8 protein-coding genes are annotated in these 11,751 nt (G+C 52.5%); 4 read left to right on the top strand and 4 right to left on the bottom strand.

Translation table 11 applies throughout. From position 1 onward, the window contains the following. The first annotated feature begins 327 nt into the window (after positions 1–327). Positions 328–918, top strand: coding sequence for a hypothetical protein (locus IGS16_RS18915; RefSeq protein WP_297088113.1), 591 nt, complete (start codon positions 328–330; stop codon positions 916–918). A gap of 72 nt (positions 919–990) precedes the next feature. Here the strand turns inward: IGS16_RS18915 and IGS16_RS18910 are convergent, their stop codons facing one another. From IGS16_RS18910 to IGS16_RS18900, 3 genes are all read right to left on the bottom strand, one after another. Beyond that, complete coding sequence (locus IGS16_RS18910) at positions 991–1,959, bottom strand: YsnF/AvaK domain-containing protein (RefSeq protein ID WP_297088111.1); 969 nt, start codon at positions 1,957–1,959, stop codon at positions 991–993. Between the two features lie 173 nt (positions 1,960–2,132). Beyond that, positions 2,133–3,194, bottom strand: a complete 1,062-nt coding sequence (locus IGS16_RS18905; protein WP_297088109.1) for a YsnF/AvaK domain-containing protein — start codon at positions 3,192–3,194, stop codon at positions 2,133–2,135. A 1,900-nt stretch (positions 3,195–5,094) separates the two neighbouring features. Next, a complete protein-coding gene (locus IGS16_RS18900; RefSeq protein ID WP_297088107.1) occupies positions 5,095–5,394 on the bottom strand; it encodes a hypothetical protein in 300 nt (99 codons plus the stop codon). Between the two features lie 402 nt (positions 5,395–5,796). Here IGS16_RS18900 and IGS16_RS18895 point away from each other — a divergent pair, with 402 nt between their 5' ends. Next, entirely contained in the window at positions 5,797–7,368 is a 1,572-nt protein-coding gene (locus IGS16_RS18895; RefSeq protein ID WP_297088105.1) for an AAA-like domain-containing protein, read from the top strand. On the opposite strand, the gene IGS16_RS18890 is transcribed toward IGS16_RS18895, so the two are convergent. Continuing rightward, complete coding sequence (locus IGS16_RS18890; protein WP_297088104.1) at positions 7,343–8,146, bottom strand: DUF6816 family protein; 804 nt, start codon at positions 8,144–8,146, stop codon at positions 7,343–7,345. The two genes, IGS16_RS18895 and IGS16_RS18890, sit on opposite strands and share 26 nt — an antisense overlap. A 707-nt stretch (positions 8,147–8,853) precedes the next feature. Here IGS16_RS18890 and IGS16_RS18885 point away from each other — a divergent pair. Together IGS16_RS18885 and IGS16_RS18880 are read left to right on the top strand one after the other, a co-directional pair. Further along, the gene (locus tag IGS16_RS18885; RefSeq protein ID WP_297088102.1) at positions 8,854–10,680 is read left to right on the top strand and encodes a diguanylate cyclase; all 1,827 of its coding nucleotides are present in this window, start codon (positions 8,854–8,856) and stop codon (positions 10,678–10,680) included. A 538-nt stretch (positions 10,681–11,218) separates the two neighbouring features. Beyond that, a complete protein-coding gene (locus tag IGS16_RS18880; protein WP_297088100.1) occupies positions 11,219–11,506 on the top strand; it encodes a hypothetical protein in 288 nt (95 codons plus the stop codon). The last annotated feature ends 245 nt before the right edge of the window (positions 11,507–11,751 follow it).

Here is an 11,751-nt window from a genome sequence, read left to right as displayed (position 1 = left end):
AACATTTCCTAAAAGTTAGCTGGTTGCAGGCACTCCCATCAGGGGGTGCCTTTTCTTATGCCGATTCCTCGGTATCGAATGAAATACGGTAAACACCGTCACAATTTATAGATTTTTGCAAAGTTCCGCAAATCCTCGCCGTGCTTCTGCTGCTAATTTTTTAGAAAAAATTAATCTTTAGCCTTAATAATGTGATCCAGACAACAATGATGGGCATAATGCTAGTTAACATACGGTTAACCCTCCTATATACAGCAGTGCCTTAGCTAAGGAGGACTGCATCTTGGAGGTCGTTCACCTGACCGGACTGACTTAACTGTTGCAACGATGAAGTATCAAGACTTTGGTCTGATTACCGTAGGACAACGCCACACCCGATCGCTAGATGCAGAGGGAGCCGAGTTTACCTGGCGTTCCGACTGGGTAGAACTGACCCTAACCTTTCGCAATCCCTCCCTGGCTGAACAATGGGCCGTCGAGTCTGGCGTTTTTGAGGTTGCCCTTAACGTCGTCGAACAAGTTCCTTTTCTCTGCTTTCGGATTTTCCAGGTTGACAAGTACGCCGGGCCCGGACGAACAAAGCCCGCAACCCTGGTTCTCCCTTGGCAGGAATGCCCATTTCACCTCTGTCAACTCCATCCAGAGCAACTGCCTAACTTTGACCCTGTCTTGCACAATCCCAACTTTCAACTGCCCCTGGCGGTGGTGCTGACTGATTTGGAAACCAAGCGAGTGAGAGCTGTGCGGCAATTTGCCCTCGGTTCTTTTCTGTCTCGCTCCTTTGTGGAGGCTTTGCTAAAAACATTCCCTCACTACACTCGCCTCTCCTACCCAAACGCCGTTGACCGCATCCTGGCAAAGCATCAGATAAACACGATTGGTGATAGCGCCCGGATTCGATGTCGTTCAGAGCAGTAGCGCGGCAGAAAGCACGAATCGTTGCACGACAATGCCGCACAACGATTCACTCTAGAGGAGACGTTTCAGGTTCTAGCGAGCGCTACGAACTTTTTCCCAGGCGTAGTGAATTACCGCTTTGCTCTGATCCCAGGTGCCGGGGTTCTTCTCTTCCCAAATGCGGCGAGCGTCTTGCTCCACGGCAGACCAAGGGCTGCTGCGGAAGGGTTCGCGAGTAGCCAGGCTATAGCCATAATTCAGCGCCGGGCGGAGCTCATCATACTGAACGCCCTTGTTGGACAGCTTCTCGTTGTAGAAAGCGCGGAAATCGGCATCATAGTCAGCAAAAGGACGGGCTGCCGGGATTTCCTCGATCTCTACATCCTGACGACGAAGCGTTTCCTTGATGGTTTCAATCTTCTCGGCAACTTCCTTACCCAGAACAATCTCTTCAACCACCCGAGCAGTTTTGCCAACCAGGGCGATTTCATCCATCTCCACCATCTCGAAGGAGCGCTCCTGGAACAAATCAGGGCGAATTTCGACCTGGCGATTCACCGGGCGACGGCTGACGCGCAGGGTCTCATCGCGCAGAGCCACATTCTGAGAGACTTCACGCTCAGTGACAACAGAATAAATCCGCATCCGACCGCGCTCAACGGCAGTCTTACCAACTTGCAGATCTTCTTCGATCACTTCTAGAACGTTTTCATCCCGTGCAGGATCGCTGAGGGTCAGGTTCGGATTTACCTTCTTAAGCTCGGCAACGCGATCAGCAATCACAACCATGTTGAAGTTGGACATGATTTCGGCTGCGCGAGTAGCAGTACTGTCGGTCACGTTTGCAGTGATAATCGTGCCGCCTTGACGAACCCCTTCCAAATACACTTCGGCATCGGAAGCGGGTAGATTTCTGCGAAGATTCTCCAGCTTGGGCACGTCATCTTCGTCGTCGTTGGTCAGAATGTCTAGGTCTGCCAAGGCAAATCCTTCATCATGCAGAGCGGTATAAGCACGCATCCCTTCTTCGCGATCATCAAACAAACCAATAACAGTTTTCATGAATTCGTCCTTTCGTGACTAACGATATGGGGTCAAAACGTAACCGAATCCCCTGTTCTCGCTACAGAGGCTACCTTAGATAGGCTTACCCAGCCCATCTCAACCGCGGAGAAAGCTCGTACCATCGATCTTCTAAAAAACTTCTACTCTCACTAGAAACTGTAGAGGAATAGCTATTCGCCACTCTCCTCAACGCTGATCTGCTCGATATCTGCGACTTCATAGCGCAAAGTGATTACCTGAGGAATACTCTCCGTGACTCGACGCTTTGAAATTCGCACCTCTTCTCGAAGCAAAAGCTGCTTTCTGCTCACCAATACTTCTTCCAAGATGGGGATAATTTGTACACCGTTTTCTTCGCGAATTTGCGGTGGGTCACCTTGGATGGGCTGGTTTCTAGGAATATGTTCAACGATCAATTCCTCACGCATCACTGGTGATTCAAGGACTTGCTCTACTGTGTCAAATATTGTGTGTACCTGTACCTTGCCGCGAGTGACTTGTTGAACAGTTAAAGCCGCTTCTTCGGCCATTATCGGTATGACAATCTCTTCATCAGGAATAGCCTCACGATTAGAAACGGCATTAGAAATTGGAGGCTGATTGGACTGAAATGGCACGCTTGAAGCAACGGCTAAAGTCTCTTCGGGTGTTGTACGAACTTGAGTCTCTACTTGGGTTGCTGCTCCTGCTGACCGTGCTTCGTGATTGATTGAGGCATTCGTTTGAGGCGCTACTTGAAAGTCTACTGCGGGCTGAACATAGTTGGGTGGCTCATTCTCAAACGCGGTACGTTCAACTTCAACAGAGCCTCTTTGAACTGCTACTACTTGCTGGACGACCGTTGTAACCAGCCTTTTAGAGATCCGCACTTCTTCCCGTAAAATAAGCTGCCTTTCGGCAACAGCAACTTCCTCAAAAATGGGAATAATATGAACGTCGTTTTCATCCCTTTCTGTAGGGATCTCTCCCTCGATCACTCGATTGAATGGAACCCGCTCTACGATGACTTGTTCATGCACAAGGGGTGCATTGACTATCTCCTCGCGACTTTCTACTCGCTTATTAACTCGAATTTTGCCCCGCTCAACCTGCTGCTTGCTAACAGACACCTCTTCTTGAATAACCGATAGGACTTCCTGCTCAGCAGGAAAAACTTCTCGCTCAGTATCAGTACTGGAGGTAAAGTCAGGTGGTGTAGGAGTTAAATCGGGCAAGTTAGATGTTTCTTCCATGAGAGAGTTGATCGTAGAATCGCTTGCTGCGGACTGCTGACTGGCAGGCTGATGGCTGGAATAGGGAGCCTCGGCTGAGGAGTCTCTTTGCTGCGTATGTTGCCGTCGAGACCGTAGCAGAATGAGCAGCAATAACCCTAGAAAAGGTAACAGTAGCCATAGCCAAAAGGGGAAACCCACAAGTAGCTGATTGCTGGGGTCTGCGGGTAAAAACCTGCTCTGTGGACTATTTCCTGGTTCCATAGAAACTGATACGCCGTCCGTTGCTGGTAAATTTGCGATCGCCCAGGGAGCTATCTGCACCTCAGAAGCTTTTAGGAGGAGAGCTTTCCTTTTAAGAACAGTTTGATGCTTACAGCATTTTCTTGCGGGGTGAGGCACACGCTGCCCTCACGAGGCAAGGGCTTATTGACCATCCGTGTGCCTCACTAGCTTCAAAAATGCTGTAGCCTGATTCTGGAATACGAATGGATAGGTCGTCGCAATCACAGCTTCTAGCCCAGCGGAGCCAAGACGCACATTTGCAGATGTAAGCATTGCAGCCACATTGTCTTTGTAATGGGCGATCGCAGTAATGGAGCCATAAATCCTATAGATGCTTACCAAAGCTAGTAGGGACGCCGGCAACGGAATGAGATCACTGCTCCAACAGTCCACGCACACTCTTGTCGCACAACATCACTCCAAGGAGCATCACTGGCTAACAGTTAACCTGCTGCTCTATGGGATATGTCTATGGAACATGCAGGCTAATCAGTTGAATGGAATCTCGATATCAGCCCCAGACCAAGCCGTAATACTAAACCCCTGAAGTTTCCAGAAGGAACCAGGCTTCTGGCTCAAACATTCTAAACAACATCAGGACTTAAGAACCGTTCATGAAATCTAGCGAAACCAGAGTTGCTGAAGCTTTGAATATTAAAACCATACTTATCCTCAAGTGGTATGTTTTCCAGGCTACTTAAGAACAATCAAGGATCAGACTCGACAGCAGAACACCTCGACTGCACTACATTTCAGCGCTGCAAGTACGCAATGCAAAGACACCCTGAGAATGAAGCAAACTACGGTGTTCTCTTAAGGACTCCAAACCCTATTCGAGGCTAGCCTATTACGGCAAAAAAGCAAGGTTTGGTGGCGCACAATTTGTGAGTATGCACCTGCACATTTTGAGCAAACTTGTGCAGCAGCTAGCATTTCTCGCTCTGTAGCAAACTAAACTTGCCTGAGATCAAAGTCTTTCAGACAGGTGCATAAAGGTGGATAAAAATCAAGTTCAACGAGAGATCGCATAGTCGGAACCGGAGAACCGAGAACAGGGTGAGATGATTGTGATGATCTGAGACTGAATGGCTCTAATCAACCCGTAATAGACAAGGATCTGATACAGGGTTTGCGATATATCCTTGCTTCAAAAGCGCTTTTTTTTAGAATGTGACGAATGGAGGAATGATTGAGAGCTAAGCGAATTCAGCTTGAAACTAACGCGCCAGGGTTCAATTGTTTTCTGGCTCTATATTTTTGTATGGAAATGTGTAGAACTCTTGTGTTGTTGTGTTGGCAACTGGAACAGTCGTGTCAGACGTTTGTATTGAAATCCGTGCATCATGCGAGCCGTACTTGTTACGGGCAGAATTACGCCCAGAAAATTTTATTGTTTTAAGGGACTTCAAGCCTCCTTTACGGGCGCATCCCACTTTTGTAGCCCTCACCCTAAATCCCTCTCCCAAAGCGGGAGAGGGACTTCCAATCCAGCTCCCCTTCTCCTTATTTTGGGAGAAGGGGCTGGGGGATGAGGGCAGATTGAAAGTTGCACATTGCGTGGGATTTTGGATTTTGGATAGGCAGACTGAACCGCCAAAATCCAAAATCCAAAACCCAAAATCGACCTTATCTGTTCTTACTCATTCACGCCAGGGTTGCTCCGCATTTCGCGGTGCAGGCAGCGCAGCACTTCGCCGGGTTGCTCGGCATTGAGGACGATGCCGTTGGGCGGAAATTCCAGGGCACGGGTCCACTCGAAGCGTTCGGCATAGCGGAGCAGGTGCAGGCGGTCGATCGCCAGTTGCGCGTCTTCGGGCAGGCCGATGATGTAGTGGCGCAGGCGGCGACGGTGGGGCAGTTCGCAGGTGAGCGGGGGCAGCGAAAACTGGGTCGCCTCCGAGCGTGGGGACGACCAGGTGTATTGAACTGTCAGCATTTGGGGTTTCCTCCTGGAAACGAGTGGGGTAGGAAACCCCGAAATGTTGGCCGCCCCCGGAGGTGAAGCACTGGGACAGGGCGGCCTACAATGGACGCAGCCCTGAGACAGGCTGGATCTGTCGAGGGGTCAGGCGTTGGTGGGTGCTGGACACACCTGCCAATGCCGTGGATGACTAAACGACCAAAATTTCGGGGGAAAGGTAAGCCGCGCTGACTTGGGGTCATTCACAGCTTGATGGTTGATTGTAAGGGATGCGATCGCCCCTGGCAAGAATAAAGTTTCATAGGTTCAACATTAAGCACAACGAGTACAACATCATTGAGTAAACCTGTAATTAGTTGCCGCAGCGAGAAAATAGCTTGATACTGAAAGAGAATCCCGACGTGCTGAGACGCTGCTATGAGTGCCTCCTCTGCCTATGAATATCAGGTTGGCGGCAGGCTGCCCGCAGGCGCACCCAGCTACGTGGTGCGACAGGCAGACGACGAGCTATATCGGGCGCTCAAGGCTGGCGAGTTTTGCTATGTGCTGAACTGTCGGCAGATGGGCAAGTCTAGCCTGCGCGTGCGGACGACCCAGCGCCTCCATGCGGAGGGCTGGAGTTGCGGCGTGGTGGATCTGTCGAGTATTGGCAGCCGCGACATTACGCCCGATCAGTGGTATGCCGACTTGATTATGCGCCTGTTGCGGAGTTTTCAACTTGCCAAGCAAGTGCCCCTGCGGCAATGGCTGGCAGAGCGTCAGGACTTGTCGCCAGTCAATCGGCTGGGCGAATTTTTGACCGAAACGCTGCCTGCGCTGGTGCCATCGCCGATTGTGATTTTTGTGGATGAGATTGACAGCATCCTCAGTTTGTCGTTCAACACGGACGATTTTTTTGCGCTACTGCGGGCTTGTCATGATGCGGGGCAGTTGACCTTTGCGCTGCTGGGCGTGACGACACCCTCTGACCTGATTGCTGATAAGACGCGCACGCCGCTGAATATTGGTCGGGCGATCGCCCTCACTGGGTTCCATCTCGACGAGGCCGAGCCGCTGCTGATGGGGCTGGAGGGCAAGGTCGATCATCCCAGAGCCGTCCTGCGCGAAATCCTTGCCTGGACAGGCGGGCAGCCGTTTCTGACGCAAAAGGTGTGTCAACTGGTGGCCCAGCACAGCCAGCTAAACGCCACACCTGGCCGCGCCCCGTGGGAAGCGCCCGATTTGCAAACGCCGTTTTTGCAGCAGCTCGTGCGCGAAATTTTGATCAATCACGGCGCTGAGTCGGTGCAGGTGGCGGCAATTGTGGAATCTAAGGTGATTGAAAACTGGGTTGCCCAGGACGAGCCACCGCATTTACGCACCATTCGCGATCGCCTCTTGAACAACGAGCGGCGGGCGGGCCGCTTGCTGGGGCTTTATCAGCAGATTCTCCAGCAAGATCCTGCAACCCTGTCGGTATCCCCGCACTCTATGTTTTCACACCCAGGCGGCGGGCGCTCCACAACCCTGGCCGACGACAGCCGCGACTCGGTGGAACTGCTGCTGTCGGGGCTGGTGGTCAAGCAAAACGACCGCTTGCAGGTTTACAACCGGATTTATGAGCGCGTGTTTAATGCGGCCTGGGTCGAAAAGCAACTCTCGGCGCTGCGTCCCTACGCGGCAGCGCTGGATGCCTGGTTGCAGTCGGGTGGACTGGACGAGTCGCGGCTGTTGCGCGGGCAGGCGTTGGCCGATGCCCAAACCTGGTCGGCTGGAAAAAACCTGCCTGCCGATGACTACCGATTTTTGGCGGCCAGCCAGGCCCTCGACCAGCGGGATATGCAAACGGCGCTGCGGGCCGCAGAGCAGGCTAATGAAATTTTACAAACTGCCCAGTTGCAGGCGCGGCGAACGCTTCAGCGGGGGATTGTGCTGCTGCTTTTGGCAGGAGTGGGGTTGGCGGCAGCGGCGATCGCCCTTTCGGTTAGTCTATGCCAGGTTCGGGGCTAAACTCTAGCCGATATCGGTAGAGCGCAACGGGGCGATCGCCCGCCGCAAAGTAATCGGGGTCTTGGGGCGACAGATAAATTGCCGTCACTTGGTCAGCGGTGATGCGGGGCAGTTCATCGGGATGCAGTTGATAGGCCGTGCTGGTTTCTACCGTATTGAAGTAGATTTGCGACGATCCTAAAAACTCCTGCTGAAAGACCTCTGTCGTGATGAACTCCAGCGGGCTAGGCGTTTCCACTCCCCGCGCCACCACCGTAGACACCAGTTCCCTGGCCCCCAGCACGCTGTCTTCGGACTCGTCGCGCAACAGCGTAATCTGACGGTTGGGATTTTTGGGATCAACCTTCACCGCTAGCACTGGACTTTTTTCACCGGGCTTGTCCAGATACGCTTTGGCCAGGTTCAGCCCGTTAAACGCGCGATCGGCAACAATTTGCGGCTTGCCCAACAGCGACGGCGGCAGCGGCAGCCCCCCAAAGCGATTAGGCAGCGTTGCCACAAACCGCGCCTGAAATGGCACTGGCTGGTTGAGATACTGCCGATTGCCCTCAAACCCAGGGGTTGTGATCTCTGGGGCCAGCGGCGCGACCAGATCCACCAGCGTCGTGGTTACGTCCCAAGTGCCCTCAAACCAGTCGGGATAGACCAGATCGCCCTTGGCGCTGGGCAAGAGTGGCTTGCTTTGCCAGTCGGGAAACCGGGCCAGGCGATCGCCCAACGGCCCTGCCTGCGCGGTTCCCGCTGCTCCCAGCCCAACCCACAGCAGCAGCAGCGCCACCGCCAGCCCTATATATCGAACGCAGCACCGTCTCCTAAAAACTTTCTGGCCCGCCGCCGCTTTCCGGGATAAGAGGCCTGCTGGCGTTTTAAGAAGCCTCAAAGATTGCCCCCCTGCACGCGCGAATGCCCTCAGAGATTTTACGGAGGAGGGTATGAGGCGCAGCATGAGACCAGGTATCAGAACGAGTGTTAGCAATTTTGCGGAGACCCCTGCCAGAGGTTTTGCAACGCGGGGAGCGATCGCTCTTGGTTGAGATACCGGCTTGGCCGGGCACCTTCCTATGGGTATCGGCTTTTGGGGATAGGCTTTGTGCAAAGCTAACATACAATAAAAGTCTAAGTTTAAGGGGATTTTTAGCAGATTGTTAGAAGCTTCTGCAAGCGCTCTGGGTGCCTACGCTCAATGCAGAACGCTCGCCACAATTCTGGGAAGTTTTGAGAAACTCAGGATAATTACTGGGAGCATGACCCAGTAAATCTCAGCAACCGCTCGGCACATCGCCGATAAATTACCGAGATGAATCTAATCTGAGTATTAAAATCTAATTTTCTAAAATTCTGCCCAAATCGACTCTTTGGGAACAATACAGAAGAACAAGCTTGCTCTATATAGGAATTAAGGCTGCTTCATTCGAGCGAAGACGAGCGAAGATGCTGGATTAGTCGTTTTTATTACCAGGGGTATGTATCCGCCGAGTGCGGTCTATGAATCATTCTCAGTTTGAACAGTGGCTCCGGGCACTCTCGTGCGATCGCCCTCCTGATGGCAATCTAGCAAGTCCACTCCTGCAATCCGTTGCTGCTCTGGGTGACCCTTCGCAGGTGTCTGTATGGCTCGATCACTTGCCGCTGGGCATTGCAATTTATCAACAAGATGGCCGCGCTGCGTTTCTGAATCGAATGGCGCGGGAAATGCTTGGCGTGTCTCTAGACCCCTTTTCAGAAGACACCCGTCCAATCTTGCAGGCCGGCACAGGGCGGCTGTATGCGACCCAAGCATTGCCAAGCTCTCGCGCCCTGCGTGGCGAAAGCTGCACAGCCGACGATTTGGAAATACGCCGTGCAGAGCGATCGCTGCTGCTGGAAGCGCGGGCCGCGCCATTGTGCAACAGCCAAGGCGAGGTGGTGGGCTGCATTGTCGTGTTTCAAGACATCACCCTGCGACGGCAGATCGAGCGATCGCTCGTCACCCAAAACCACGCCCTGCGGTCGGAAATCACCCAAAAAACAGAGGCCTTGCAGCGCCAAGAATCGGAAACACAGGCCTTGCTCGATGCCATTCCCGACCTAATTTTTCGCGTTAGTCCCCAGGGCATTTATCTGAGTTATCTCAAGACGAATTATTTGATAGATATTATCCCACCAGATATTAACCCGGTGGGAATGCATATTTCCCAGCTTTTGCCGCCAGAGGTCGCCCAGCGCAAGCTGCACCACCTAGAAAAAGCCTTTGCCACGGCCCAGATTCAGGTCTATGAGCAGCAGGTTTGGTTTGGCGATCGCCTCCAGCATGAAGAAGTCCGCATTGTGCCCTATGGCCCCACCGAAGCGCTGACGATGATTCGCGATGTCACCGACCGCAAAGCCTCAGAAGACGCGCTGCGCCAGAGCGAGGCCAGGTTTCGCGCCGCCTTTGACCACAGCGCCGTGGGCAGTTCCATCACCGCTCTCAGCGGACAAATCCTGGCGGTCAACGCTGCTTGTTGCGATCTGCTGGGCTATACCGAAGACGAACTGCGATCGCTCACGTTCCAGGCCGTTTCCCATCCTGAAGACCTGCCGACTGATTTGGCCCTAGTGCAGGAATTAATCGACGGCAAGCGAACCTCTTTTCAGATGGAAAAGCGCTATATCCGCAAAGACGGAGAAATTGTTTGGGCACTGCTGAGTGTATCGCTGGTGCGAGATGCACGACAGAACCCGCTCTATCTGCTGGCGCAAATGCAAGACATTACCCGGCAAAAACAGGCCGAAGAGATGCTGATTCGAGCCAATCAGGAGTTAGAAGCCCTCGTCAACATTGACGGACTCACGCAAATCGCCAACCGCCGCCGCTTTGACCAGCACCTCAACCAGGAATGGAATCGGCTCTTGCGAGACCAGCAGTTTCTCTCGCTGATTTTGTTTGATGTAGACGAGTTCAAGCGCTATAACGATTGCTACGGTCATCAGGAAGGCGACGACTGCTTGCGAAAAATTGCCCAGGCAGCCAAGTGCTTGGTGCAGCGTCCAGCCGATTTGGTGGCCCGCTATGGCGGTGAAGAGTTTGGCGTGATTTTGCCCAACACAGATTTAAAGGGAGGGCGGGCGATCGCCGAAAAGATTCGCCTCGGCATCCAGGCGCTGGGCATCCGCCATGAGTATTCTCGCGTGGCCCAGGTCGTGACGGTTAGCGTCGGCGTGACCAGCCAGATTCCTACCTCTACGCAAACCATCGATGTCCTGATGGCGCAGGCCGACCAGGCGCTCTACAACGCAAAGCGACGGGGACGAAACCGCACGGTGGTCTATCGGGACTTCGACATGCCCTAATCAGGCTTCGCAGATGCAGCAACTCTAGTAGGACAAATGAGTACCGACGGTAGTATTTGCACAGATTGCTTAATTTAAGCGAACTCAAGTAAGCGAACTCAAGATATTACGAAGTTTATTGGTATTCGTGAAATTTATTTACAAATTGAAATATAAAACTTCGTGACGAAAATGAAAGCAAGGTTCCGATTTTTAGGGATTCATTTCTTAAAGAAACAAGTCTATATTGTTACGTTTCATCACTTCAGAGAAATCTTCAGAAGTCCTTGCGCCAAGACTGTTTCAGGCTGTTTGAAACCCCTCTTTTAGGAATTCATGCATTAAATCTTTTTGCAATCCATCGTTTGAGTTTTTGATCTGCGCTTGAATGAAAGCATTGAAGAGAAGCGCCGCTGCGCGGTCTCCCTGGGTGTTTCGCAAGCTCATTGGTTTTACCGTTGGTTCTACCGAAGGGTGGCATCAAAGAGGATTGGGCGATCGTTAGGGAGCCGTTGCAGGTGCGTCGCCTTAATAAGTCCATCTTTAGGGGTTCGCTGCAATGAACTGGTTTGCCCAACTCACTCGACTCATCCTCGACTTCTATCGAGAGAACCCGGCTGAACTACGACAGTTGCAGGGGCTAAAGGCATGCCGACTGTCTCGCCGCTGGGGCGTGCTGCGAATCGAGTGTCGCGATCGCCAGGTCGCTGAAACCCTCCTTGCTGCTCAAGACTTGCTCAAGGAGCCGATTTCGGAACTCCGCATTGCCCACCAGATTAACATTCTGGTGAAGGGGGTCTTGATTAGCAGCTTAGTCGTTGATCCGTCCAAGCTCACTTTTTCGTAGGCTGTTTCGATCTGGGGCTTTGTAGCCAGCCTTGTGGCAGTGTTCAAGGCTTTTTGATTCGTTCAAGGCTTTTTGATTCGCTAACCTCTCTAATGCTGTTCTTACTCGCTGGGCGATCGCCCCACCCACTCTGCGTTTCAGAAGCCACAAAAGGAAAACTCTGTTTGGGCGATCGCCCAACTGTCACTGCGTCGGGGCGCTGTCACACGCCAGTCTTCTTCTGCATTTCACCGGAATGGATCACG

It is taken from the genome of Thermoleptolyngbya sp. C42_A2020_037, from assembly GCF_015272455.1.
In the GTDB taxonomy this organism is placed as follows: domain Bacteria; phylum Cyanobacteriota; class Cyanobacteriia; order Elainellales; family Elainellaceae; genus Thermoleptolyngbya.
Note: the sequence above shows the minus strand (reverse complement) of the source record. Positions and strands in the feature narration are given on the sequence as shown.

What these genes read in the sequence shown, in the direction of transcription:
- IGS16_RS18885 (WP_297088102.1), top strand. Translation starts at nt 8,854, where the DNA reads ATGAATCATTCTCAGTTTGAACAGTGGCTCCGGGCACTCTCGTGCGAT.
- IGS16_RS18905 (WP_297088109.1), bottom strand. Translation starts at nt 3,194, where the DNA reads ATGGAAGAAACATCTAACTTGCCCGATTTAACTCCTACACCACCTGAC.
- IGS16_RS18880 (WP_297088100.1), top strand. Translation starts at nt 11,219, where the DNA reads ATGAACTGGTTTGCCCAACTCACTCGACTCATCCTCGACTTCTATCGA.
- IGS16_RS18900 (WP_297088107.1), bottom strand. Translation starts at nt 5,394, where the DNA reads ATGCTGACAGTTCAATACACCTGGTCGTCCCCACGCTCGGAGGCGACC.
- IGS16_RS18915 (WP_297088113.1), top strand. Translation starts at nt 328, where the DNA reads ATGAAGTATCAAGACTTTGGTCTGATTACCGTAGGACAACGCCACACC.
- IGS16_RS18910 (WP_297088111.1), bottom strand. Translation starts at nt 1,959, where the DNA reads ATGAAAACTGTTATTGGTTTGTTTGATGATCGCGAAGAAGGGATGCGT.
- IGS16_RS18895 (WP_297088105.1), top strand. Translation starts at nt 5,797, where the DNA reads ATGAGTGCCTCCTCTGCCTATGAATATCAGGTTGGCGGCAGGCTGCCC.